The sequence below is a fragment of the Geomonas sp. Red32 genome, assembly GCF_023652955.1.
Taxonomy (GTDB): domain Bacteria; phylum Desulfobacterota; class Desulfuromonadia; order Geobacterales; family Geobacteraceae; genus Geomonas.
On record NZ_JAKLOY010000009.1, the window covers coordinates 116,101 to 142,015 of the forward strand.

At 62.8% G+C, this 25,915-nt stretch carries 18 protein-coding genes; 10 read left to right on the forward strand and 8 right to left on the reverse strand.

The annotated features are described in order from the left end of the window. The first annotated feature begins 30 nt into the window (after window positions 1-30). Window positions 31-2,778 carry a formate dehydrogenase subunit alpha gene (gene fdhF / locus L4X63_RS19855; protein ID WP_250680401.1) on the forward strand — a complete coding sequence of 916 codons (2,748 nt, stop codon included), beginning with the start codon at window positions 31-33 and terminating at the stop codon, window positions 2,776-2,778. A gap of 95 nt (window positions 2,779-2,873) precedes the next feature. On the opposite strand, the gene L4X63_RS19860 is transcribed toward fdhF, so the two are convergent. From L4X63_RS19860 to L4X63_RS19870, 3 genes are all read right to left on the reverse strand, one after another. Beyond that, window positions 2,874-3,431, reverse strand: coding sequence for a YcbK family protein (locus tag L4X63_RS19860; protein WP_250680402.1), 558 nt, complete (start codon window positions 3,429-3,431; stop codon window positions 2,874-2,876). Between the two features lie 85 nt (window positions 3,432-3,516). Continuing rightward, window positions 3,517-4,392 (reverse strand): L,D-transpeptidase, encoded by an 876-nt coding sequence (locus L4X63_RS19865; RefSeq protein WP_250680403.1) that lies wholly within the window; start codon window positions 4,390-4,392, stop codon window positions 3,517-3,519. Window position 4,393: 1 nt separating this feature from the next. Beyond that, complete coding sequence (locus L4X63_RS19870; protein ID WP_250680404.1) at window positions 4,394-5,110, reverse strand: hypothetical protein; 717 nt, start codon at window positions 5,108-5,110, stop codon at window positions 4,394-4,396. 501 nt (window positions 5,111-5,611) lie between these two features. Here L4X63_RS19870 and L4X63_RS19875 point away from each other — a divergent pair. Together L4X63_RS19875 and L4X63_RS19880 are read left to right on the forward strand one after the other, a co-directional pair. Beyond that, window positions 5,612-7,189 carry a hypothetical protein gene (locus L4X63_RS19875; protein ID WP_250680405.1) on the forward strand — a complete coding sequence of 526 codons (1,578 nt, stop codon included), beginning with the start codon at window positions 5,612-5,614 and terminating at the stop codon, window positions 7,187-7,189. 58 nt (window positions 7,190-7,247) lie between these two features. Beyond that, window positions 7,248-10,160, forward strand: coding sequence for a patatin-like phospholipase family protein (locus tag L4X63_RS19880; RefSeq protein ID WP_250680406.1), 2,913 nt, complete (start codon window positions 7,248-7,250; stop codon window positions 10,158-10,160). A gap of 91 nt (window positions 10,161-10,251) precedes the next feature. Here L4X63_RS19880 and L4X63_RS19885 read toward each other — a convergent pair whose 3' ends face one another. After that, window positions 10,252-11,754 (reverse strand): ATP-binding protein, encoded by a 1,503-nt coding sequence (locus L4X63_RS19885; RefSeq protein ID WP_250680407.1) that lies wholly within the window; start codon window positions 11,752-11,754, stop codon window positions 10,252-10,254. A 321-nt stretch (window positions 11,755-12,075) separates the two neighbouring features. Between L4X63_RS19885 and L4X63_RS19890 the strand changes: the two genes are divergently transcribed. Both L4X63_RS19890 and L4X63_RS19895 read left to right on the forward strand, forming a co-directional pair. Beyond that, the gene (locus tag L4X63_RS19890) at window positions 12,076-12,363 is read left to right on the forward strand and encodes a zinc ribbon domain-containing protein (protein ID WP_250680408.1); all 288 of its coding nucleotides are present in this window, start codon (window positions 12,076-12,078) and stop codon (window positions 12,361-12,363) included. 102 nt (window positions 12,364-12,465) lie between these two features. Continuing rightward, window positions 12,466-13,413, forward strand: coding sequence for a response regulator (locus L4X63_RS19895; RefSeq protein WP_250680409.1), 948 nt, complete (start codon window positions 12,466-12,468; stop codon window positions 13,411-13,413). A gap of 54 nt (window positions 13,414-13,467) precedes the next feature. Here the strand turns inward: L4X63_RS19895 and L4X63_RS19900 are convergent, their stop codons facing one another. Further along, a complete protein-coding gene (locus L4X63_RS19900; RefSeq protein WP_250680410.1) occupies window positions 13,468-13,674 on the reverse strand; it encodes a hypothetical protein in 207 nt (68 codons plus the stop codon). Between the two features lie 370 nt (window positions 13,675-14,044). Here L4X63_RS19900 and L4X63_RS19905 point away from each other — a divergent pair, with 370 nt between their 5' ends. Both L4X63_RS19905 and L4X63_RS19910 read left to right on the forward strand, forming a co-directional pair. Next, the gene (locus tag L4X63_RS19905) at window positions 14,045-14,272 is read left to right on the forward strand and encodes a hypothetical protein (RefSeq protein WP_250680411.1); all 228 of its coding nucleotides are present in this window, start codon (window positions 14,045-14,047) and stop codon (window positions 14,270-14,272) included. A gap of 229 nt (window positions 14,273-14,501) precedes the next feature. Further along, on the forward strand, window positions 14,502-16,544 hold the full coding sequence (locus L4X63_RS19910; protein ID WP_250680412.1) for a methyl-accepting chemotaxis protein: 2,043 nt from the start codon (window positions 14,502-14,504) through the stop codon (window positions 16,542-16,544). Between the two features lie 292 nt (window positions 16,545-16,836). Here L4X63_RS19910 and L4X63_RS19915 read toward each other — a convergent pair whose 3' ends face one another. After that, complete coding sequence (locus tag L4X63_RS19915; protein WP_350339203.1) at window positions 16,837-17,544, reverse strand: response regulator; 708 nt, start codon at window positions 17,542-17,544, stop codon at window positions 16,837-16,839. Between the two features lie 54 nt (window positions 17,545-17,598). On the opposite strand from L4X63_RS19915, the gene L4X63_RS19920 reads away from it, so the two are divergent. Further along, a complete protein-coding gene (locus L4X63_RS19920; RefSeq protein WP_250680413.1) occupies window positions 17,599-19,500 on the forward strand; it encodes an MASE3 domain-containing protein in 1,902 nt (633 codons plus the stop codon). Window positions 19,501-19,622: 122 nt separating this feature from the next. Here L4X63_RS19920 and L4X63_RS19925 read toward each other — a convergent pair whose 3' ends face one another. Continuing rightward, the gene (locus L4X63_RS19925) at window positions 19,623-19,862 is read right to left on the reverse strand and encodes a methyl-accepting chemotaxis protein (RefSeq protein WP_250680414.1); all 240 of its coding nucleotides are present in this window, start codon (window positions 19,860-19,862) and stop codon (window positions 19,623-19,625) included. Between the two features lie 63 nt (window positions 19,863-19,925). Then, window positions 19,926-21,617: a methyl-accepting chemotaxis protein gene (locus L4X63_RS23770; RefSeq protein ID WP_284694730.1), complete on the reverse strand. Its 1,692-nt coding sequence runs from the start codon at window positions 21,615-21,617 to the stop codon at window positions 19,926-19,928. A 318-nt stretch (window positions 21,618-21,935) separates the two neighbouring features. Here L4X63_RS23770 and ercA point away from each other — a divergent pair, with 318 nt between their 5' ends. Together ercA and L4X63_RS19945 are read left to right on the forward strand one after the other, a co-directional pair. Further along, window positions 21,936-23,099 (forward strand): alcohol dehydrogenase-like regulatory protein ErcA, encoded by a 1,164-nt coding sequence (gene ercA, locus L4X63_RS19940; protein WP_250680415.1) that lies wholly within the window; start codon window positions 21,936-21,938, stop codon window positions 23,097-23,099. Continuing rightward, complete coding sequence (locus tag L4X63_RS19945) at window positions 23,083-25,908, forward strand: PAS domain-containing hybrid sensor histidine kinase/response regulator (protein ID WP_250680416.1); 2,826 nt, start codon at window positions 23,083-23,085, stop codon at window positions 25,906-25,908. Before ercA ends, L4X63_RS19945 begins: the two co-directional genes overlap by 17 nt. Window positions 25,909-25,915: the final 7 nt, after the last annotated feature.

Sequence of the window (25,915 nt, forward strand, 5' to 3'; positions counted from 1 at the left end):
TTATGGAAGCACGGAAACGTTGGGGTAACGATGGGCAAGCGTAAGGCTATTTCATTTGTCATAGACGGGAAGGAACTGGCGGCCAGGACGGGGGAAACCATCCTCGAGGCGGCGCTGCGCCACGATATCGACATCCCCAATCTCTGCCGGTACAAGAGGATCTCCCACACCGCGTCCTGCCGCCTTTGCATCGTCAAGGTGAAGGGGAGACCGGGCACGGTGACTTCCTGCACCACGGCGGTCGAAGAGGGGATGGAGGTCATCGCCTTCGACGACGAGCTGGAAACGGTCCGCCGCACCATCCTCGACATGGCGCTCTCCAACCATAACGACGACTGCGTCAGCTGCGTCCAGGACGGGAGCTGCCAGCTCCAGGACCTGGCCTTCCGCTACAACCTCGGGCGCCACGACAGAAAGCTTCCCCCCATCTGGCAGGAGATCGACAAGACTTCCGACTACAGCTCGCCGGTGCTCGATTTCGAGGCCTCGAAGTGCATCGAGTGCGCCCGCTGCCTGCGCGCCTGTTACGAGCTCCAGGGGAAAGGGGTGATCGGCTTCGTCAACCGGGGAATCAAGACCACGGTCGGGACCGGTTTCAAGGATTGGACCGCCTCCAACTGCGACGGCTGCGGGCAGTGCATCCAGATCTGCCCGGTGGGAGCCCTCACCGCCAAGCAGGTCTACGGCGACCGCAAGAGGATCCGGGAAAAGGATATCGAGCGGACGGTGCAGACCACCTGCCCCTACTGCGGGGTCGGCTGCCAGCTGGACGTGGCGGTCCGCAAGAACCACATCATCAGGGTGACCGGCAGCGAGGACGCCCTCCCCAACCACGGCAAGACCTGCGTGAAGGGGCGCTTCGGGCTGGACTTCGTGAACCACCCGGCGAGGCTCAGGTGGCCGCTCATCAAGCGGGACGGGAGCTTCGTCGAGGTCAGCTGGGACGAGGCGATCGCCTACACCGCACAGAGACTTGCCGGGATCAAAGGGGAGCACGGTCCCGATGCCATCGCCGGTCTTTCCTCGGCGCGCTGCACCAACGAGGAGAACTACCTCTTCCAGAAGTTCATCCGGGGCGTGGTGGGGACCAACAACGTCGACCATTGTGCCCGGCTCTGCCACGCCTCGACGGTGGCGGGACTCGCCGAAACGCTCGGTTCCGGCGCGATGACCAACTCGATCGCCGAGCTTGAGCACGCCGACGTCATCCTGGTCACCGGCTCCAACACCACCGAGACCCATCCGGTGATCGCCGCCGAGATCAAGCGGGCGGTGCTCTTCAACGGGGCGAAGCTCATCGTGGTAGATCCGCGCCGCATCGACCTGGTGCAGCACGCGACCCTCTGGCTCAGGCAGAAAAGCGGCACCGACGTCGCCTGGCTCAACGGTATCGCCCACGCCATCCTGGCCCAGGGGCTCCAGAACGATGCCTTCATCGCGGAGAAGACTGAGAACTTCGAGGCGCTGAAGGAGCTCTTGAGCCGGTACACGCCGCAGGAGGTGGAACGGATCTCCGGGATCCCGGCGGCCCAGATCATGGAGGCGGGGAGGATCTACGGCAGCGCAAAGAAGGGGAGCATCGTCTACGCGATGGGGATCACCCAGCACGCGACCGGGACCGACAACGTCAGGTCGCTCGCCAACCTGGCGCTTTTGACCGGCAACATCGGCCGCGAGAGCACCGGTCTCAATCCCTTGCGGGGACAGAACAACGTCCAGGGGGCCTGCGACATGGGAGCCCTGCCGGACGTATTCACGGGGTACCAGAAGGTGGCCGACCCGGCGGTCCGGCAGAAGTTCGCCCAGGCCTGGCAGGTGGAGCTTTCCCCCCGCACCGGGATGACCCTCACCGAGATCATGAGAGGGGCGAGTGGCGGCGAGGTCAAGGGGCTCTACATCATGGGGGAGAACCCGGTGATCTCCGATCCCAACTCCAACCACATCAGGGAGGCACTGGAGAGTCTCGATTTCCTGGTCTGCCAGGATATCTTCATGACCGAGACCGCCCAGCTTGCCGACGTGGTTTTCCCGGCGGCCTCGTTCGCAGAAAAGGATGGAAACTTCACCAACACCGAGCGGCGGGTCCTCCCGGTGCGGCGGGTGGTGGACGCTCCCGGCGAGGCCAAGGAGGACTGGGCGATTCTGCAGCGCCTCGCCCGGGCGATGGGGGCCGGTTGGGAGTACCGGTCGGCCGATGACATCCTGGAGGAGATCAATCTACTCACCCCGCTTTACGGCGGTATCACCCCGGAGAGGATCGCGAACGGCGAGGTACTGCAGTGGCCCTGCCCGGCCCCGGAGCATCCCGGGACCAAGTTCCTGCACCACGAGCGGTTCACCCGCGGCAAGGGGCTCTTCTCCGCGGTCGAGTACAAGGGAGCCAGGGAGCTTCCGGACGCCGCCTATCCGTTCGCGCTGATGACCGGCCGCATCCTGTACCACTATCACACCGGGAGCATGACCCGGAAAACCAAGGTGCTCCCGCAGTATGTGAGGGGCGCCTACGTCGAGATGGCTTTCGAGGATCTGGGCGAGTTGGGGGTGGAAAACGGCGACTTCGTGAAGGTCTCGTCGGTGCGGGGAGAGATCCGGATCGCGGTGAAGGTGACCGACCGGGTACGCAAGGGGGAGGTCTTCATTCCCTTCCACTTCGCCGAGGCGGCGGCCAACGTGCTGACCAACGACGCCATCGATCCGGTGGCGAAGATCCCGGAGTTGAAGATCTGCGCGGTCCGGATCGAAAAGAGCTTCATCTGCTACGGCGAGGACGAGCTTTAGGCAAATCCCCCCTGTCCCCCCTTTGACAAGGGGGGAACCTCGTTCGGGCATCCATCCCCGTTATTCTCCATCTCCTGGCAATTTGTGGCGGACGGTTACCAGCTCCGGAAGGGGCCGGAATCCATGTGGATGAAGCCGGCCTTCGGGTAGAAGCCGACGCCGCCTGGGGAGAGGTTCCGGGCCACCCGCCGCAGGTGGTCGAGACCGATGCCGGCGATGGCGAGGTCGATGGCTTTCCCCTTCATGTGGAAGCTGTGCTTGGCCACGCCGTGGGATTCGCTGCGCAGGTGGAGGTTATAGGTGGGAGAGCGGTACCCCGAGATGATCTGGAATTCGTGCCCCCCTCCGAGCGCCAGATCCAGCCGGTGCAGGTATTCGATGACCCGGAGATCCATCTGGGTGGTTTCGTTGGTGGTGGGGCAGCGCAGGGCCCAGTTGAGGGCTTTGAGTGCCTCGGAGTCGTACACCCCCTGCTCGTTACGATAGGTTACGGTGAATCGTTCGTCGCTCTTCAGGTTATGCAGCGAAATCCTCGCCTCCGGGCGGGGGCGGCCGTCGAAGACCTTGGCAAGGGCGTTATGCGAACTGAACAGCGTCGTCGCGAAGACGAGCGATGACTTGAGAAATCCTCTGCGGCAGGTGAGCCGATACATAAGCACCTCCCTTTACATCCCTTTTTCCCCTCCTTCCGAAAAAAATTCCCTCACCACCCTGTCCTCTCCCTGGGGGGCAGGGGGCTCAGTAGATGTAAACCTTGGTACCGACCGGTACCATCTCATAGAGCTTGGCGATGTCCTCGTTGACCACGCGGACGCAGCCGTGGCTGACCGCCTGCCCGATCGACTGGGGCTGATTGGTGCCGTGCAGGCCGTAGCCTCCGCCGAGCACCAGCCGGTGGGTCCCCAGCACCTTGTCGAAGCGCCGCTGGTTGGTGTCCATCGGGGGTACCAGGATCCTGCCGTTGACCACGATGTACTTGGTTTCGGTCGCCTTCATGACTGTCCGGCTTCCGTCCGGACGGCGGCGCACCACGTCTTTCCCCTCCACCCTGATCACCGATCCTCCGCTTCCCCGCAACTCGCCGCCGCGGCTTAGGTGGAGGAGCCCCAGGTGTTTCTTCCGCGCCTGCTCGACGTAGAACCAGTCCGGCGGCACCCAGAGCGGGTTAACCTCCTTCCTCTCCACGGTGAGCTTTCCGCGCGGCGTCTCGAACTTCCAGATGCTGGCTCCCCCTTCCTTGATCAAGGTCTTGCCGCTGCCGGTGGCCACCCGGGTGGTCATGAGGAGCCGGTCGCCGTCCCGGTACCAGAGGCGCCGGTCCTGGATGCTGATCACCAGGTACGGGCGGACCGGCGGGAGTTGCGCCGCCTCAGCCAGGAGCTTTTCGGACAGGGCCAGATCCTGGCGGGCAACCCCCAGCGCCTGCAGACGGCCGTCCAAAGCCAGCAGGGTCTCCTGCCGCTCGGCCCTGATCGGAGAGGTGACCATCAGGATCGCCACCCCCAAGGCGGCCAGGAAGAGCAGGATGGCCAGGTACCAGCCGGCCCCGCTGGCCAGAGAGCCTCCCAGGTGCGTGCCCGGTAACTGCTTATATCTGAGCGTGTAGGTCTGCATATCAGTAGAAGTACACCCGCATCCCCGGGTGCAGGGTTTCCCTGATCGCTTCCAGGTCCGAGCGGGCTACCTCAATCGCGTCAGGTGGATACCGGCCGCCGGAAAGGGCACCGTCTTCCGGCAGTGGATAGATGGCGATCCCTCCCTCAAGGAAGACAGGCAACGGATCGCTGCCTGCCGCTGCCGCCGCACCCTCGGGGGCGGCCGCGGTGCCGGGAAGGGGCGCGGCCGGAGCCGTGACCTGGCCATTTTCTCCCGCCAGGATCCTGCGGCTGCGCTTAAGCGGCACCTGGAGCGACCCGTCCGGAGTGGCCGCCGTCAGGGCGGAGCCGAGCCGGACCGGCATTTCACGCAGAATTGCCCGGTCGTGCTGCAGGTACATCACACCCCGGGAGCAGTCGATGCTCAGGTGAGGTCCCCGGGCAAGCATGGCCTGCCGGCGCCCCAAAAGCATCCGCCGCTCGGCCAGGTTCCGTTCCGTCTGTTCCACGCTCTCCGTGCGAAGAAGATCGGCCTGATCCATCGAGGCGAGCCGTTTCGGCTGTTCCCGCAGGTATTGGAGATGTTTGGCAATCAGGATGAGATCGGCCAGGAGGAAGATGGCAATGGCAACTGTGTAGAGGACAGTTCTGCGCGGATAGTTCTCGTGGAGGTGGTGCCAGCTTGGAGGGAACGTCTGTGAACGGCTGCTTGAGTGGGTGGGTCTTCCGGTCCTCATGGCCGGCCCCTCTTACTTTAACTGATCCTAACCGGCACCATCGGTAGCTCTCATAGCCAAAACGTCTACCGGCTCTGAGAGCTTACTTCCGATCATCTGACAATATTATAGCACTTTGAGAATGGCAGCGGGCAGTACAAGTAGTGACCGGCTCCCGGGTTGTCTCACAATCCGGCTTCCCTGGTAGAGAAAACGATCACGCCCTCACGATGGGAGCAGCGGAAACTTGCCCCCGTCGAGCCGTCCGCCGCCAAGCCCAGCAGCTACACAACCCCGCCCCCGGATCAGGCGACACCCTGGCCGATTCCACCCCCTTTCTGGCATTGACCGCATTTCCGTGTATCATGTGAAAAGTATCATTATCATCTCCATTCCATCCACAGTCATCGCCATAGTGAGGAATCCTCAGCCACCGCAAGCAACACTGTCAGTCTGTCCTGGTTTTAAGTAACCACGATTGCAGGTAGTGACACTACCTGCGACGTCAAAGGAGGACCAACCGTGCGTGAAGCTGCCACTCCGTGTGACCGTCTGCCGATCCCGTTGATCCGTTGCTTTCTGTCCCTCCTTATCCTGGTTACCGTTTCCGGCTGCACCTTCGACCGTCCCCGCAGGCCCTATTCCGGCGACGCACTGAAACCTTCCATTGAGAGTTGCACCAGCCGCTGCACCAAGGGGGAGGATCCTCCCTGTGTCATAACGTGCCGCGGCGAGTCCCCAGCTGAGAACCGTACCTTCGAGAACTACAGTTCCAACCGGGCCATCCTGGCCAAGGGGAACTACCTGGTGGGATACGTTGAGTTCGACGACCAGGGGTGGTTCCACGACAAGAGGCAGCGCAACGCGATCTTCGACGCCATCGCCGACGACCGCGAGCGGTACCGGCGGGAGACCGGCCGCGACCGGCAGTACCTCATCGCCGTTTTCGCCCACGGCTGGAAGCACAATGCCGATGGCGACGACGACAACGTGAAGGAATTCAACAAACTGCTGGAGCGCCTGGACGTCCAGGAACAACTCCTCGCCCAGCACGAGAAGCGGGACGCCCGCAAGGTCGCCGGTATCTATCTCGCCTGGCGCGGCCTTTCCCTGAAGATCCCCGGCCTCAACAACATCACTTTCTGGAACCGGAAGAACGCCGGGGAGCGGGTCGGCGACCGTTCGGCGAAGCAGTTGCTGATAGAGATCAACAACCTGAGGGCGAACCTCAACGGGTGGCAGGAAAGCGGCAAACTGGCGAGCAACCGCCAGACCCAGCTCTTCCTTATCGGTCACAGCTTCGGCGGGCTCCTCATGTATCATGCCGTGCACTCCGGTCTCATCGACCGTGGCCTCTACCTGGAGCGCCGGGACGACGGCACCTACCACTTCGATACCGCGAAGAGCTTCGGCGATTTCATCCTGCTGGTCAATCCCGCCTTCGAAGGGGCCGCCTACGAACCTCTCTTCGAAGCGGGGAAATCGCGCTGCTTCCCTCCCAACGAGCGCCCGATCATGGTCGTGGTGACCTCCAAGAGCGACTGGGCGACCGGGGTGGCCTTCCCGTTGGGGAGGCTCTACACCCTGACCCAGACGGCGCCGCACCCCGGGGAGCGAGCGGCCATCATGGGGACCGTCGGGCACCTCGACCGTTACAAGACCCACGACATCACTTACGATCCGTCCCACCAGCCGTCACCCCTGGAGCGGACTTCCGGGCTTTCCATCACCTCGGTCAGCCAGGCGCTGGAAAACCTGAGGGAGCTCGCCAAGGCACCGGAGGCCCCGGGCAAGCTGCAGAGGTGGTACGACGGGGTCAGGCTCGATCCCACCCCGGTCTACACGGGCCATCTTCCCTATCTTGTGATGTCGGCGGACCGCAGCCTGATCAAGGACCACGACGATATCTGGAACGACCGTTTCATCCAGTTTGTGACCGCCTTCGTAACCAAGGAGGTCATGAGCAAGGGGGCGGAACCGCCCCAGCAGAAGGAGGAGAAAAAGGAGTCACCGGAGAAGCCGTTGCCGGCCGTGTACCGTTTCTGGTTGGAGGACAGCAAGCACTGTCCCCAGGGGAATCCGACGCAAAAGCCGCTGTGACGCTGGAGCCGGGGGCCGGCTATGACGAGCCGGTTTCCGCTCAGGAGGATGCGACCCTATGAAAAAGGACATGGAAGATCCCCCCATTACCTACCAGGAGGTGATCGATCAGGAAATCGCTGCCTTGGCCGGTCCTGCTTCGCCCGGAAAGCAGGCCGAGCAGCGGCAACGAACGCGCGCCTCGCTCTCTGCCATCTGCCTTTCCGGCGGCGGCATCCGCAGCGCGACCTTCAACCTGGGGATACTGGAGGGCCTGGCCGAGAAGGGACTGCTGGATAAGTTCGACTACCTTTCGACGGTCTCCGGCGGGGGGTACATCGGCAGCTGGCTCAGCTCTTGGGTACAGCGGGTGGAGAAGGGGGAGAAGACCCCTTCGTCCCAGGAAGCTCATCCCCCCGGGGAAGGAATCGGCAGGGTCGCCAAGAGCCTCGCCTGCGCCTTCCCGGCCGGACGCGAGGTCCCGCAGGTGAGGTTTTTGCGCGACTACAGCAATTACCTGACGCCGCGGGTGGGGGTGCTTTCAGCCGACACATGGACCCTGGGAGCCATCTATCTCCGCAACCTGCTAATCAACTGGCTGATGCTGGTTCCGCTTTTCTTTGCCATCCTGTGCCTTCCGCGCCTCTACCTGGCGGTCCTTCCCGCCCGGCTCGACTCCTGTACGAACTGGTACCTCGGGGGCGGCCTCATCCTGGGGGCGCTGGGAGTTTTCTGCACCTGTGCGGATCTTCCCAGTTTTGCGTTGACGTCCAAGAGGCTGAGGACCTGCTGCCGGAAACTCTTTCTCCCCTTGCTCGGGATTTCTTCGCTTTTGCTGTCGATGTATTGGGCGGCCGCCTACCCGGATACCCTCCGGCGCTCGTATCCGCTCTGGTGGTTCGTGGTAGGGGGCATCGGCATGTTCGGTAGCGGGTGGCTGCTGCGCGCCGTCTGCTACCTCTTTCCATGGGGCAGGGACCCGAATGGCGGCGAGAAAGGGATCGTTGCCGTCCGGTATTTCCTTTCGACGCTGGCGGCACTGCTGGCCGGCGCGCTGGGGGGATGTCTTTGCTATTATGCGGGCATCAATGTGCTCCCGCTCCTCCCCGAACCCGGTGCCGGTTGCGGTGCCCCAGTCGTCTACGCCACCTTGGCGGTTCCGCTCCTCATTGCCGTCTACCTGCTGGCGGGGGTGATTCACATCCTGCTTTTAAATTGCTGGACCGGCGACGATGACCGTGAATGGTGGGCCCGCTCCGGCGCCTTCCTGCTCATGGTGTTCCTGGGGTGGTTGACGCTGTTTGTCCTGGTCGTTTTTGGCCCCTCGCTGCTCAACGCCCAGAATGTAAACAACCTCTTGGCCACCTTCGGGATTTCAGGGGTCTCGGGTTTAGTGACCGCCTTGCTGGGGAAGAGCCAGGCGACCCCCTCACCGTTGAGGGGGACCGAGCAGAAGGAGAATCCTTTCGCGAAGTTCGGGCTGCACCTCGCGGCGCTGGTTTTCATCGTCCTGCTGGTGGTCGGACTTTCGTCGCTCGCTACGCTGATCATCAACCCGGCTCCGGCTCAAAAACATCACCCGCTTACCTTCTGCGTACCGGTTCCTAAGGCCCCGCCATCAGGTACCACAGCTTCGGCGAGCGCGGCCCCAGCTACGGCTCTGGCTACCACAACTCCGGCTACGGCTACAGCTACGGCTACGGCACCGGCTACAGCGACCGCGACGGCTACGGCGACGGCTAACAAAGCGCCCGCCGTTCAGCCGGCGAAAAAGGCACCGGAGCCCGACCGGCACCTGGCATCATTCTGCAATCAGTGGTCGCTTTGGCAGTTGTTTCTCCTGTTCCTGGTAACCCTGGCCTTCTCCTTCTTCGTCGGGCGGCTTACCAATCCGAACAAGTTTTCGCTGCACGCACTCTACCGGTTGCGCCTCATCCGGGCCTACCTGGGAGCGACCAGGAATCCGCAGACCGACCGCCGCAGTCCGCATCCCTTCACCGGATTCGATCCCAACGACAACGTCTTTTTGCACACCCTTGCCGCCCGGCCGTTCCATATCGTGAACATGGCGTGGAACGTGGTGAAGGGAAGCAAATTGGGATGGCAGGAGCGGAAGGCGATCTCCTTTACCGCCTCGAAATTGCACTGCGGCAACGCCGACCAGGGGTACCGGCCGAGCGAATTTTACGGGATGACGCGCGGTTTGGGGCCGATCTCGCTGGGAACCGCGATGGCAATTTCCGGGGCGGCCGCCAGTCCCAATATGGGGTATCACTCCTCGCCGCTGATCACCTTCGTTATGGCGTTTTTCAACGTGCGTCTGGGGTGGTGGCTCGGCAATCCGAAAAAGGAAAAGTGGAGAAAGAGCGGGCCGTCGATAGCTTTTTGGCCCATGTTGAAGGAGACCTTCGGGTTCACCAACACGGAGAGTTCCTTCATCTATCTCTCTGATGGCGGTCATTTCGAGAACTTGGGCTTGTATGAAATGGTGAGGAGGCAATGCCGGTTCATCGTGGTGGGGGATGCTTCGTGCGACGCAAAGACCGGCTTCGAAGACTTCGGCAACGCCGTGCGGAAGATCAGGGTGGACCTTGGGGCGGAGGTCGAGATCAACCTGGAAAAGCTGAAGCCGGAAGAGGATAAGCTGGACGAGCTCAGGAAGTGCGACTGTCACTTTGCCGTCGGGACCATCAAATATGCAGGCGGCGATGAGGCATTACCCAAGGAAGGGATCCTTCTCTATCTGAAACCCGCGCTCTGCAAGAAGATACCGGCCGATGTCTTCGATTATGCCAAACAGAATACGGACTTCCCCCACGAAAGCACCGCCGACCAATGGTTCAGCGAGTCGCAGTTCGAGAGCTACCGTAAACTGGGCTATCACAGCATCGAGCACCTGATGCAACTACTCGGCACAGCCAGTTTCACCACCCTCGACGGGTTTTTCGACGCGGTGAGACAGAAGATAGGGGCGGCCGCCGAGAAAAAGTGAGGAAAACCGGCCACGAGACAGGAAGGAAAAGCTGAGAAACCGGGCCACGGAGACACGGAGAAAATCTGAGGAGAAAAAGATCGTGGCTAGTCTAGGCTTGTGAGGTTCTCTCCGTGGCTTCTCCGAAGGAGAAGTAGAACGTCGCACCCTTGCCGAGGCCGCTTTCGCAGAAGATCTTGCCGCCGTGCCGGAGGATGATCCGCTTCACCGTTGCGAGCCCGATGCCGTGTCCCTCGACTCCGTTGACGTTGGAGAGCCGGTGGAAGGCATCGAAGACCCGCTCTGCCTGCCCCTGCTCAAGCCCAATGCCGTTGTCTTTCACGTAGTAGAAGGTCTCGCCGCCGTGCTCTGTCTGGCCGACGTCGATGACGGCCGGGTCAGCGCTCCGCGAGTACTTCCAGGCATTTCCCAAGAGGTTGTGCATCACCACCCGCGCCAAATCGTGGTCGGCACTGGCCGTAAGCCCCTCCGCGATCCGGAAGATCGCCTGCCGGTCCTGTTCCTGGAACTGCAGTTCCACGGCAATGTCATGGCTCATGGCTGTTAAATCCGCCCCGCTGCGAACCAGGTTCCCCCGCGTTACCCGCGAGAAATCCAGGAGCGCCGAAATGAGCCTCGCCATGTTCTCCGCCGACTCCATGATGGATCCGATGTAACTCTCGAGGGCTTTGGGCTCCCTGGCTTCGGGAATCTGCTGGATGAGCTGGCAGTACCCGCTCACCGCCGTCAACGGGCTCCGCAGGTCGTGGGAGACGGTCGAGCAGAAGTCGTCCAGTTCCCGGTTGGCGGTCTCCAGTTCCTGCGTGCGGGACAGCAGGTCGTCGTTGAGCGCGACGATCTTCTGCACCCCCGCGTCGCGCTCCCTGATCGTTCGACGAAGCCGCGAGCTGCCGAAGAAAATCCCCGCCACCCCGATCCCCCATAGCGGCAGGAAGCTGATCGCCACGAAGATGGAATTCTGCCTGGCTACCGCCCAAAGCGGATCGAGCGGCACCGCGATGCTGAGCCCCCCCCTCACGTCTCCCACGCGGTATCCCTGCTTGGCGTGGCATTTGAGACACGCCTCCTCGCACATCAGCGGCTTCATCAGCCGGAGGTAGGTGTGGTTGCCCATCTTCTCGACGGTGCTTTTTTCCTCCTCCTTGGAAGAAAAAGAGGCCAGGGCCGACGCTTCCCAGGTATCGGGCTTGTTGTCGGGACGAATGGGCCGCAAGCTGGTGAGGTGCCCCTTGGTGAATGGCGAGCCCGACGACATGTCGGAGATCAGACGGGCCATGTAGGCGGGATTGACCATGGTCAGCGTCTTTCCCTCCGTCGTTCGGATGTCCCGTTCCGGCAGGGCGGAAAGGTAGGGATTGGGCTGGGTGGTCCGGGTGATCGGGGCGTAGACCGGACCGGCCTGGGCGTTCCAATGGCGGTAGGTGACATCGCGCTCGAAATGGCTGCGCGCCTGCGCCCGCGCCAACTCGACGGCCTGCGACTTCTCGTGGTGGAAGTTGAGCGCGGCCAAGACCACGATAACCGCCGTCCAGCCTGCCGTGAGGCTCCACGCGTAGCAGGTCAGCGCCCGTGGCTGGGTAAGGTTTTCCTTCATTTCACCTTCCGCTATTGTTGTGTCGATGGATCGGATACTGGACCGCATTGGTAACGTGTCGTCATAGCACAAATATTCCTTTAGCGCTATTACAACAAGAACGCTGTTTTTGTTTCTGCGATGCCAGATAGTGGGCTGTTGCCGGAAAGTAAATGTCTCTTCCATCGGGTGACAATCTGTGACGGATGCTTCCCACTGCTTGCCTCCGTCGGGCTTGACACAGTCGCCCCGGTGTTAGAATTGTATACGGTTGATGAGTGCCAGTTCATTTTCTGGTTAATCGTCTGTGCCAAGGGTTAAAGCCCGGGCAAGGGAGGCATTATGCAATCCTGCAAATCGTGCGGCGAAGAGATGACAGATAACGGCAACTTCTGTCCCAACTGCGGGTGCGGCGTCTCCGACGACACTGTCACCATCCGGTTGACCAAGAGGGCGTTTCACAACCTCAAGCTGTACTCGCTGGTGTCGATCGGGGCCGGGTTATCGCTGATGTTCCTCGGCATGAGCTCGCCGGCACTCGGCGCGGCGGTTCCTCTCATGTCGTCCTTTCTGATCATGGGGGGGCTCGTCGTCTTCGTACTGGCCCGCTTCGGGGCGTGGTGGCAGTAAGGAGGCTCAACTCGGCCGGGCTATTGCCGATAAGGGGAAAAAGGTGATTTCATTCGGGCCGGCCGATTGGTCGTCTTACCCAGTACGTTGGAGGAGTCTTCATTGAATCCCGCCGCAAGTTATTCAGTTCTCGTTGCCGATGACAATGCCCTGATCCGCAACATTCTCACCGATCTCCTCAAGGCGATGGGGTTCGCGGTGACCGAGGCGGAGGATGGCCAGGAGGCGCTGCAGTTATATCGCGCCAACCGCTTCCACATCATCATTACCGACTGGGTCATGCCGAACATGACCGGGCTGGAGCTGTGTGAGGCGGTCCGTGCCGACACCGCCAGGCTCGCGGCGACCGGTTACACCTACATCATCATGCTCACCAGCCAGGACAGTAAGAACGACCTGATCGCCGCACTGACAGCAGGGGCGGACGAGTATCTCACCAAGCCGGTTCACAAGCCGGAGCTCCAGGCGAGGATCAGGACTGCCATGAGGATCATTGAATTGGAAGGAATCAGGGAGGCACATGTGCAGCAGTTGCAGACCGCATCGTTGATCGACGTACTCACCTGTGTCCACAACCGGAAGTTCATGGAGGAGAGGCTGCTGATGGAGATCAAGCGGGCCAACCGCTACCAGCGTCCGCTCTCCGTCATGGTCGTCGGCTTCCACCAGTTGGAGGCTTTCCGTAAGGGGCACGGGATTTTCGTAACCGAAAAGCTTTTGCAGGCCACCGCCTCGGTCCTGAAGGATTCCGTCCGCCAGGAGATCGACTGGGTGGCGCGCTGGTACGATTACCAGTTCATGGTGCTTTTGCCGGAGACCGACGTGGAGGGTGCCTCCACCATGGCGAAAAGGCTGAAATTGAGGCTGAACCAGCAGGTGATCGAGTTCAACGACCAGCAATTCAAGGTCGTCTCCCTGTTCGGGATCGTCGGCTACAACGGCCAGCAGGACAGGCAGGATGTCTCGGTCGAGGTCATGGTGGAACTGGCCCAAAAGGCGCTGGAGAACGCCGGGACCGACACCCAGGTGGCCGGGATCAAGCTGAACTGAGCAGCCGGATCCCGCGTGGCAACGGGGCCCCGCCCTCTGTTGCCCCAGCCGGGGTTATTTCCTGGTTGTGTAGACGGTGAAGGCCAGGAATCCTCCCGCGGCCATGAGAAACCAGGAGGAGGGCTCGGCATGACTGACCCTCCGCAAAACGGAGATACCGGTGACGTCGGAGTCGATTTGCCCGTTGGCGATGGTAATGGCGGAGGCACTCGACAGGGAAATCACGACCGCAGACAAGGCAACCATCACGATTTTCTTCATGGCGGGCCTCCTTGCTACATCGAATGACGCGATTCCGGATGAAGCTCGAGCTGCAACTCCTGTACCCTCCACTTATCCGCCTGATTGAGCAAACTTTCCACCCTCACGTTCGGCGTGCTGTAAGGAGTCCCGTACAGTTTATGAGAGTTCGTGTCGGGCTCCTTTACACCTTGATCAAGTCTCGTGCGAACTACTCCCTTCCCCGGCGTCTTCAGCTCTCAGCGTTTTTCTGTCACAGTTTCCGCCGATCGTGTACTATCATCCCCCTTAAACGCTACCACCAGCCTCTTGCAACTACCCTCATGGCAGGCACCTTCGCCCCTTCATGGGAGAGGGTGGCCGGTGACCGGGGCGGAAGGAAAGATCGATCATGTCCAAACGCGGTAAACAGAAGAAAGCCGAGAATGTGGAAAAACGCCGCATCCAGTTGGAGGAGGCTGTCGAGTGCCTTGCCGTCAAGCAGGCGGCGGAAAGAAGCATGGGCCCGCTCGTCCTGAAAAAGAAACCGAAGCAGTGTACCTTCAAGTATTGCCTCCGCTATGTCGATCCCGTCTGCACCGTCTGTCCCTACTGTGGGAACACCCTGGTCGCAACCTGAACGTTTTTTTTTCCTAACAATCGGCCATGATGCCTCCGCTACGGCAAGCCCCCGAAAACGGGGCGAACGCCTGCTGGGCGTTCGTCTGCTGGGCCTTGTCTGTCCGGACATTGGCGCCGGTCCGTCTCCGTGTTTTCCTGATGTCTATCGGCGGCAAAAAAACTCCTTTAGTCAGTGAACTCCACAGTCGATACAGATCGGAAGTTCATAAAGCAAGGGAGGAAGACGGATGAAGTGGTTCGCAAACCTAAGGATCAACGCGAAGATTTTGTGTGTGGTTGGGGGGGTGCTGGCTTTAACTTGCGTGCTGGGGATCTTCGCCATCATGCAGCTGTCGCGGGTGAACGCGTCCACCGTCGACATTGCAACGAACTGGCTGCCCAGTGTCAGGGTCCTAGGCCGCATCGAGAGCGTCGCCGGCGACTTCCGCCGTTCCGAATTTCAGCACATTCTCTCCACCACAAAGGATGAAATGGGGAAGTTCGAGAAGCGGATGGACAAGGATCTGGCCGAATTCAAGAAGAACTCAGTCGACTATGAGAAGATGATCGCTTCCCCTGAGGAAAAGCAGCTCTACCAGCAGTTTTCCGCCCGATGGGCTCAGTACTTGGAGGTCCATCAAAAGCTCCTCGACCTTTCCCGCCAGAATAAGAACAAGGAGGCCGTCGAGGTAATCCGCGGCGAATCCGCGAAGGCCTTCAACGACACCATGGACCTGATCGACCAGGATATCGCCCTCAACGACAAGGGGGCGGACACGGCCACCGTCAAGGCGGCGGCCACCTACACCAGCTCGCGTAACACGCTGATCGGCGTCATGGTCGCGGCCATCCTGATCGGCGTCGTCTTGGCCATCGCGGTGGCGAGGACCATCAGCCGGGCGCTCCAGCACGGCGTGGGGGTTGCCCAGAAACTGGCGGAAGGGGATCTTTCCGTCTCCATCGGGGAAACCAGCAAGGACGAGACCGGCGATCTCCTCCGTGCCATGCAGACCATGATCGTCAGCATCAAGGCGCTGGTCGACGACACCATGAGGTTGGGTAAAGCGGGGCTTGAGGGACAATTGTCGGTCCGTGCCGATGCCAGCCGTCATCAAGGGGCCTACCGCGACGTCATCGCCGGAGTCAACGGCACCCTCGACGCAGTGATCGGCCCCCTCAACATGGCGGCCGACTACGTCGACCGCATCTCGAAAGGGGACATGCCGCCGGTCATCGTCGAAGAGTACCGCGGGGACTTCAACGCCATCAAGCACAACCTCAACGAGCTTATCCAGGCTACCAACACCATCACCGTCGCGGCCGGCCAGGTGGCGGGGGGCGATCTCACCGTCAAGCTCTCCGAACGCTCCGCCAACGATCAGCTGATGCGCTCGCTCTCCCAGATGGTTTCCAAACTCTCCGAGGTGGTCAACGACGTCAAGGCGGCCTCCAGCAACGTCGCCACCGGGAGCCAGCAGATGTCGTCCGGCTCCGAGGAACTCTCGCAGGGTGCGAGCGAGCAGGCAGCTGCCGCCGAGGAGGCCTCCGCGGCCATGGAAGAGATGTCGTCCAACATCAGGCAGAATGCCGACAACGCCCTGCAGACCGAGAAAATCGCAGTGAAATCGGCTGCCGATGCCCAGGAGGGGGGCAAGGCTGTGGCGCTCACCGTCACCGCCATGAAGGATATCGCCAGCAAGATCTCCATCATCGAGGAGATCGCGCGACAGACCAACCTCTTGGCACTGAACGCCGCCATCGAGGCCGCCCGGGCCGGTGAGCACGGCAAGGGATTCGCGGTGGTCGCTTCCGAGGTGAGAAAGCTCGCCGAACGAAGCCAGAAGGCCGCCGCCGAAATTTCCGAGCTCTCCTCCTCCAGCGTCGAAGTGGCCGAACAGGCGGGCGGCATGCTCAACCGGATGCTCCCGGACATCCAGCGCACCGCGGAACTGGTCCAGGAGATCTCCGCCGCCTGCAAGGAGCAGGATTCCGGCGCCGAGCAGATCAACAAGGCGATCCAGCAGCTCGACCAGGTGATCCAGCAAAATGCCGCGGCAGCCGAACAGATGTCCTCGACCGCCGAGGAGCTTTCCTCCCAGTCGGAGCAGTTGCAGGAGACCATCGCATTCTTCACGGTGGTGGAAGGGGGAGCGCGTGGCGCCAAGCGGTCGGCGGTCAAGACCCAGGCCAAGCCGGCGGTGAAAAATCCGGCGGCCAAGGGGCAGCGGCTGACTACTGCAGGGGCTGTCCTGGAGATGGCGGCTTCGGACGAGGCCTTCGAGAACTACTGATCGCCCGAAAGGGCATCGAATATCCGGTATCGAAAATAGGCAGTGAAAAAGGGGCACCCCATCGGCGGGTGCCCCTTTCTTATTATTCAGCGGGAGGAATCAGGTCCCCCCCTTTGAAAAGGGGGGGGACAGGGGGGATTTATGGAGCTGACCCCAGGGAAAAATCCCCCTTTGTCAAAGGGGGACTTCGAATCTGGTCCTCCCCTTCAAGGTGGGGCGTGGAATCAGGTCCCCCCCTTGTCAAAGGGGGGACAGGGGGGATTTGCCTTTGGTCCGGCAAACGAGCCTTACGTTAGTTGATGGTGGTCATCCCTTGGCGGATGGCGAACTTGGTGAGATCGGCGACGGTGAAGAGCTTGAGCTTCTTCATGACCTTGGAGCGCTGGGTTTCCACCGTTTTCACGCTCACGCCGAAGGAGTAGGCGATCTCCTTGGTGCTGCAGCCGTCGGCGATCAGCCGGAGCACCTCCCGCTCGCGGGGGCTGAGGACCTCCGGGGTCGCGGGGGTCTGCTGGCCCTCCTTTTCCACGAAATCCCGGATCACCAGGGTGGCGATCTTCGGCCCGAGGTACGATTGGCCCTGGGCCACCTTCCGGATGGCTCCCACCAGCTCCTCGGCCGCACAGTCCTTCAAGAGGTAGCCGGTGGCCCCGGCCTTGAGCGCCTCCATGATGCAACCGCGGTCGTGAACCATGGAGAGCGCCAGCACCTTGATGGCGGGGTTCTGCGTCGCGATTTGGCGGATGGCGTCGACACCGTTCACCTCGGGCATGGTGAGGTCCATAACCACCACCCGGGGTGCCAGATCCAGCGCCATGGTGACCGCCTCCCGCCCGTTGCAGGCTTCCGCCACCACCTCGATATCCTCTTCGGGCTCCAGCAATGCCCGCAATCCCTGCCGCAGAATCGTGTGATCGTCCGCCAATAGCACGGTTATCTTCATAGCGTTACCCTCGTCACCGATTCCCCTGTTGATGTGGCAGATCCAATACTGTACCATTCGATTAAAACGTAGTCACCCCTTTCCACATGAAATTTGCACCCAGGAGGCTCGATGGCGGATCAGGAAACCACTGCAGGCTCCTCGCTCTGGGCGGTGGCTGCCGCAGCAGCTGTCCTCTTAACCGCGCACCTCTACAGCTATACCCTCTTCCACACCCTGGTCGAGATCACCACGGTGGCGATCGGGTTCTCCCTTTTCGTTCTCACCTGGAATTCCAGCCGCTTCCTTTCGGGGACCTTCCTGAGCGCCCTCGGTATTGGCTACGCCTTCGCCGCCTTCAGCGATCTTCTCCATGCCCTGGCCTTCGCCAACGTGATCCCTTTTCACGGATCGGCCGCCAACCTCGCCATGCAGTTCTGGATCTCCGCCCGCCTGCTGCAGGGAGCCACCTGTCTGCTGGCGCCGCTGATGGTTTCCCGCCGGATCGGCAACCATGCGCTCTTCGCTATCTTTTTGCTGGTCGAGGCCGTGGCTGTCGCCCTTATCTTCACCGGCCTCTTTCCGGAGTGCTACCACCCCGGGACCGGAATCACCCCGTTCAAGATCGGCTCCGAATTCCTGATCGTTGCCATGCTGGCGGCCGCCGCGGTGCTCATCGCACGCCGGCGCGACCATCTGGCCGCTCCCGTGTCCGCCATGCTGGTGGCCTCCATGGTCTGTACCATCGTGGCGGAGCTCTGCCTGCTCAGGTATCCGGAGTCGGGAGGGATCGCCGATCTCACCGGCCACATCCTCAAGATGGTGGCCTTCTATCTCATCTATCGCGCCATCGTGGTGGTGGGGATGAAGGAGCCGTTCAAGCTCATCTTCTGGGAGCTCAGCAGGGCCAAGGAGGAACTGGCGAGGGCTCGCGAGAACCTCGAGCGGGAGGTGAAGGAACGGACCGCCGAACTGCGCGCCAAGGAGGAGAAGTACCGGGCGCTGATCGAGTCCGCCAACGACTTCGTCTTCGTACACCCCATCCTCGACAACGGGAATCCGGGCCCCTTCGTCGAGGTGAACGGGGCCGCCTGCGAGGTCCTCGGCTACAGCCGGGAAGAGCTGGCGGGCCTGACCCCCCTCGAGCTGGACGCCCCCGAGTGCCGCGGCCACATTCCCGGAACCATGGAAAAGCTGCGCAAGGAGGGGAAGGCCCTTTTCGAGACCGTCATCATGGCCAAGAACGGGAGCCGGATTCCGGTGGAGGTGAGCACCCGGGTGGTGGAGATCGCCGGCGGGAATCTCCTCTTTTCTCTCACCCGCGACATCACCGAACGGAAAAAGGCGGAGCAGGCGCTGCTCGAGAAGCAGCAGCGCGTTGCCGACCTGGCACTGGAGCTATCGATTGCCGAGGAGCAGGAACGGATGCGGATCGCCACCAACCTGCACGACAACATCGGTCAGGACCTGGCCCTGTTGCGTCTGAAGATCGCGCTGCTGGGAAAAGTCCCCCTCCCGGAGAAGGCGGCCATCACCCTGGGAGAGGCCGGGGATACGGTCGACCGGGTGATCGGAAGCGTGCGGTCGCTCACGCAGCTGATCAGCCCGCCGGTCCTCGAGATGGCGGGGCTCGAGGCGGCGCTTGAGTGGCAGGCGAAGCAGGTGGAGACCGATTACGGGGTGACGGTGGAGTTCATGGATGACGGCCAGCAAAAGGGGGTGGCCAAGGAGGTGGCGTCGGTGCTGTACTTCGCCGCCCGCGAGCTCCTGATCAACGTCGCCAAGCACGCGGAGACCGATGCGGCCCGCTTGAGCATCCGGCGGGAGGGGGGGCGCCTCTTTATCGAGGTGGAGGACTGGGGGAAGGGGTTCGAGCCGGGCGGGATCGACGAGTATCCCACCTCGAAGGGCCGCTGCTTCGGCCTTTTCAACGTCCGGAGGCGGATCGTGCATCTGGGGGGATCGTTCCTGATCAACTCCCGGCCGGGGGTGGGGACCCGAGCGGTGATCTCGGTCCCGCTGCCGGAGGAGTAGTCTCCCGTCACCCCAACGAGGGAGAAGGGATAGAGCAAATAAGGGGACAGGCACCTAGCGGAGCCGGTCCCCTTTTCGTTGGTTTGCGGAGGATGTGCAGAGCACCGTCCTCTTTTGGTTGTTTAGCGGAGGATGCGCACCATGCCGCTGATCTGGTCGGTGGCCCGGATGGTCTGCTCGGCCAGATTCCTCACCTCGTCGTCCAAGGCGGGCGAGCCGCCTCCGTGCTGGGCCGCCAGTGCCGCCTCGATGGCGAGGTGGAGCGCCACCAGGTTCGCCTGGTCGGCAACCTCCTCGATGGAGGCCATCATTTCCTGCAGCGATTCCCCGCCCTGTGGTCCGTTTCCGTCCATGCCGATCATACCTCTCCTTTCAAGATGGGCATCGTTACGCCCTTGATGAGTCTAGCGGCCATTCCGGCCAGGTCAAACCCTGAAATGACGCACCATCTCCTGCATCTCGACCGACAGCCCGGAAAGCCTGGTCGAGGCGCTGGAGAGCTCCTCGGAGCTGCGGGCGCCCAAACGGACGATCTCCGTTATCTGCTGGATGTTGCCGGCGATCTCGCGGGTGGTGGCGGTCTGTTCTTCGGCGGCGGTGGCGATCTGGCCGATCTGCCCGGTGACCTCGTTGATCTGGTCGAGGATCTCCTGCAGCGCCTCCCCTGACCGGGCCGCCTCGGTGGTCCCGCGCTGTACCTCGGCCACCCCCTCCTCCATGGTCTCGACCGCGGTCCGGGTCTCCTGCTGGATGCTCCTGATCATGCTGCCGATTTCCTTGGTGGCCCGGGTGGTCCGCTCCGCCAGGGCCCGGACTTCGTCGGCCACCACCGCGAAGCCGCGTCCCTGTTCCCCGGCGCGGGCCGCCTCGATGGCCGCGTTGAGGGCGAGGAGATTGGTCTGGTCGGCGATGTCCTCGATGGTAGCCACGATCTCCCCGATCTGGTCGCTGCGGGTGCCGAGCTGCTCCACCACCCCCGCCGAGCTTTTCACCCGGTCGGCAATGCGGTTCATGCCGTCCACGGTGTCGGCCACGATGCCTGCCCCCGCCTCGGCCGAGGAGGTGGCCCGCTGGGAGCTGCCCGCCGCCGCATGGCAGTTGTTGGCGATGTCGGAGCTGGTGGCGGACATCTCTTCGCTCGCCACCGAAACCGTCTCGGCCTGGCTCACCACCAGCCGGGAGTTTTCGGCGGTCTGGTGCGCGGTGGCATCGAGCTGGACGGCGGCGGCCGAGATCTCATGCGCCCCCTGGTTAACCCGCTCCATCACCCGCTTCAAGTCGGCGATCATTTTCCTCATCGCCTCGTAGATGCCGCTTCTCCCCTCCACGAGGTCGACGGTGAGGTCGCCGGCGGCCACCTTCTTGGCGATCTCCTCCAGCTCCCGCGGCTCGGTCCCGATCTGGCGGATCAGCTGGCGCACGGTGGCTACCACCGCCCCCACGGTGATGAGGAGGATGAGCGCGGTGACCCCGGCGATGAGGTAGGCGCCATTCACCATGGCGCGGTGGTTACGTCCAGCGGTCTCCTGGACGATGGCGTCGAGGTCGTCGACGTAGTTGCCGGTGCCGATCACCCAGCCGAACGGCTTGAACTGGGCGACGTAGGCCCGCTTGGGGAAGGGGGTGTCGCTGCCGGGACGAGGGAAGTAGTAGTCGTAGAAGCCTCCCCCCTCGGTGGCGATCCGGATCATGTCCCGGATCAGCGGTTTCCCCTTGGCGTCCTTCAGGTCGATGCGGCTCTTCCCCTCGGCCGGCTTGCCGAGCAGCACCACGTTCACCCCTTCGGTGGTGTCGGCCCAGAAGTAGCCGTCCTTGCCGTACTTGAGCTTCCTGAGCCCGTTGGCCCCCAGCCTCTTCGCCTCCTCCAGGGTCAGTTCCCCCTGCTGGCGGCGGTCCTCGAGGTCCTGCAGCATGGTGACCGCGGTGAGGACCTCGTCTTTCACCTTGAGGTCGAAATCGGCGTAGAGTCTCGTCTGGAAGGCGGCGGTCGATTGGGCATAGCTCTCCTGCAGCCGCTGCAGCGAGATGAGCCCGATGGGGACCGAAAGGCCAAGGCTGCTGGCCAGCACCAGGATGAGCAACTTGTTACGGAACGTCATCTGCGTGACCCTCTTCATTTAACTATTTTTTTCGTCCGGTGCCTACCATATCGGCTTATGTTACAAACACTTGAGGGGAAATTAATGCTATTCCGGTTTCAGCCGATAAGCTCGGCAGCGTCTCGCAATGGCATAGAACAATGCCGGTTAGCGATCTACGCGCCCCTTCCCCTTCAAGGGGCAGGGCTGGATGAGGATGGGGTGTCTCATATTTGTTGGTGATGTCTAATTTTATGCTCTCCTTCAGTGAGCCGTTCATTTTTGGATACAATTAAAAGCCGAACATTCGGCTTCGAACTTGATCTGGAACTGTTAATCTCTATGGCAGAGGCAGGTATGGAACCAAGTAGTGCGGGGGTACGTAAGTTCGTGATTCCGGAGCTGGTGTACGGCGCCGATGCCCACCGTCTGGTGGGGCACTACGCGAACAGCTTCAGTCTGAAGAAGGTCCTCGTGGTGAGCGATCCCGGTGTCGAGGCGGTCGGCTGGACGGACCGGGTGGTCGCCGCGCTGGCGGGGGCCGGAGTGATCACCGTCAGGTTCACCGGGGTTACCTGCAATCCGAAGGATCACGAGGTGATGGCGGGAGCCGGGCTCTACCGCGAGACGGGATGCGACGGGATCGTGGCGGTGGGCGGTGGAAGCCCGATGGACTGCGCCAAGGGGATCGGCATCGTCTGCACCAACGAGGGACACGTCCTCGATTATGCCGGAGTGGACCAGATCCGGCAGCCGATGCCCCCCCTGATCTGCATCCCGAGCACCGCCGGTTCCGCCGCGGACGTCTCCCAGTTCGCCATCATCACCGACACCTCCGCCCACACCAAGATGGCCATCGTCAGCAAGTCGCTGGTCCCCGACGTGGCGCTGGTCGATCCCTCGCTGACCGTCACCATGCCCCCCGACCTCACCGCCTTCACCGGTATTGATGCCCTGGTCCACGCGGTGGAGGCCTTCGTCTCCAACGCAAGCTCCCCCTTCACCGACCTCCACGCCCTCAAGGCCATCGGCCAGGTGGGCGGCCATCTGCTGGGCGCCTTCTCCGATCCCCTCTCGCTCGTCCACCGCGACGCCATGATGTTTGCCAGCACCCAGGCCGGATTCGCCTTTTCCAACGCGAGCCTCGGGGCGGTACACGCCATGGCCCACAGCCTGGGGGGGATGCTCGACGCCCCCCACGGCGCCTGCAACGCCATGCTCTTCGAGCGGGTGGTCGCCTTCAACTTCCCCGCCGCTCCCGAGCGTTACCGGAAGGTGGCCGCCGCCCTCGGGGCCGACGTGGCCGGCTGCGGCGACGCCGAGGCATGCGGCCGCCTGGTGGAGGCGATCGCCACCCTGCGGGGTGCCCTCGGTCTCACCGCGACGCTCTCCGGCAAGGGGGTCTCCGCCGCTCACCTGGGGGGACTGGCCGCCAAGGCGATGGCCGACGCCTGCATGGTCACCAACCCCCGCCGCCCCACCCAACGGGACATCGAGGAGCTCTATGCGTCGGCGCTCTGACCCACCCGAGGGCTGGGACGAGCTCAGGGACCGGATCATCGGTTTCGGCGAAAACTCGGCCAGGAAGAGTTACTATCCCGAGCTGCGGGAGCAGTTGCAGGAGCTCGAGAAGGCGCGCAAGTCGCTGGCGGGGGCCAACTCCTTCCTCCAGGGGATCATGGACGCGGCCACCGAGGTCGCCATCGTCGCGGTGGACCGGGAGGGGACCATCACCCTTTTCAACCGCGGCGCCGAACGGATGCTCGGCTACCGCAGCGACGAAGTGGTCGGGCGCGCCACCCCGCTCCTCTTTCTCCTCGAGGAGGAGCTGCGGGCGGCGGGGCGGGAGCTCGCCAAGACGCAGGGGGGAGCGGTGGAGGGGTTCCAGGTCTTCGTCGAGCTGGCCGGCGGGAGCGACGTCCCGAGGACCGAGTGGCAGTACCGGCGCAAGGACGGCCATTGCCTTCCGGTCGAGCTGGTGGTGACCCCCATGGTGGAGGAGGGAGAGGTCACCGGCTACTTGGGGATCGCCTCGGACATCACCAGGAGAAAGGAATCGGAGCGGGAGCTGCAGCTCTCCGAGCAGAAGTACGCAGGCTTCTTCAAGCTGATGCCCGACATGGTCGGCATCACCAGTCTGCGGGACGGCCGGATGCTGGAGGTCAACGCCGCCTTCGAGCAGTGGACCGGGTGGAAACCCGAGGAGGTGATCGGGCGGACCTCGCTGGAGATCGGGCTGTGGGATAGGGAGTCGCGGGCCCGCGCCGTCGCGGTGGTGCGCAGGGACGGGCTGGTCAGGGACTTCGAATTCACCCTGGGGACCAAGGGCGGCGAGAAACGGTCCGGGCTCATGTACCTGGTGCCGGTCACCGTCAAGGGGGAGGAGTGCCTCTACTTCATCGCCCGCGACGTGACCGCCAGCAAGCTCGCCGAGCGCAACCTGAAAAACGAGCGCGCCCGCCTGCATACCCTCTTGCAGACCATCCCGGACATGGTCTGGCTCAAATCCCCCAAGGGGGAATACCTCTCCTGCAACGCCCGTTTCGAGCAGTTCTTCGGCGCCTCCGAAGCCGACATCCTCGGCAAGACCGATTACGATTTCCTCGCCCGCGAGCTGGCCGACTTCTTCCGGATGAACGACCTGAAGTCGATCGCCGCCGGAAGGCCGAGCGTCAACGAGGAAACGGTGGTCTTCGCCAGCGACGGCCATAGCGAGCTTTTGGAGACCATCAAGACCCCGATGCGGGACGGCGCCGGGAGGCTGGTCGGCGTTTTGGGGATCGCCCGCGACATCACCGCGCTGCGGCGGGCCCAGGAGGACATCAAGGCGAGCGAGCTCCGCTACCGCCATCTCTTCGAGCAGATCCCGACCCCGATGGTGATCTACCGGCAGGACGATCTCCGGATCATGGCGGTGAACCAGCCGTTTCTCTCCCTCTACGGTTACCGGGAGGATGAGGCCCTCTCCCTGGAGATCACCGCCCTCTATCCCGAGGAGGAGCGGGGGCGCTTTGAGGCCGAGCTCCACGGCCCCCTTGCCCCGACCGCGGCGGGGGAGGCGAAGGAGTGGCGCCACCGCCGCCAGGACGGCTCCCCGGTCAGCGTGATGGTGGTCTCCCACGACCTCGTCTTTGAGAAGGTCCCGGCGCGGGTCTGCGTGATGACCGACATCTCCCAGCGCAAACTCCTCGAGGAGCAGCTTCGCCAGTCGCAGAAGATGGAGTCGATCGGGAGGCTGGCCGGCGGGGTCGCCCACGACTTCAACAACATGCTGAGCGTCATCCTGGGAGGGGTGGCCCTCGCCCGTAACCGCCTCGCGCCGGGGGACCCGGTCCGGGAATACCTCGACCTGATCGCCCGCGCCTCCGAGCGCTCTTCCGCCATCACGAGGCAGCTATTGACCTTCTCGCGCCAGGAACTGATCTCCCCGAGGCCGGTCAACCTGAGCGAGGCCGCCAGGGAGTCGAAGAAACTCCTGGAGCGGCTGGTGACCGAGGACATCTCCGTCAACCTGAACGCAGCCGGCGGCCTCTGGACGGTGACCATCGATCCCTCCCAGGTCGACCAGATCCTGATGAACCTCACCGTCAACGCCCGCGATGCCATGCCCGGCGGGGGGACCCTCCTCCTGGAGACCGGCAACGTCAGCATCGGCGCCGACTACTGCCGGGCCTGCCCCGACGCGCGCCCCGGCGACTATGTCCAGCTCACGGTGAGCGATACCGGCTGCGGCATGGACCAGGAGACCCTCTCGCACATCTTCGAGCCGTTCTATACCACCAAGGGGGTAGGGGAGGGTACCGGGCTGGGGCTCGCCACCGTCTACGGGATCGTCTCGCAGAACAACGGCTTCATTCACGTCTACAGCGAGAAAGGGGTGGGGACCGCCTTCCGCGTCTACCTGCCGCGGGCGGGCGGGGGGGAGGAAGAGGAGGCGGCGCAGCCTTCCCGCGAGAAGGCGACGCCGGGGACCATCCTCTTGGTCGAGGACGAGGAGATGCTCCTTTTGACCACCTCGCAGCTCCTCGAGGAGCACGGCTACCGGGTCGTTCAGGCGCGTAACCCCGAGGAAGCCCTCGAATTCTGCCGCCACCCGGCCCTCACCCCGGACCTCCTGTTGACCGACGTCGTCATGCCGGGGATGAACGGACGCGAGCTGGCGGCGGTGGTGCGGGAGTTCTTCCCCTCCATCCGGGTGCTCTTCATGTCCGGCTACCCGAGGGACATCATCGTGAAGCGCGGGGTGGTGGAAGAGGGGACCCACTACCTCCAGAAACCCCTCGACGCGGCCCGCCTGTTCGAGAAGCTCGGCGAGCTCATGAAGCGGTAGATGGTCA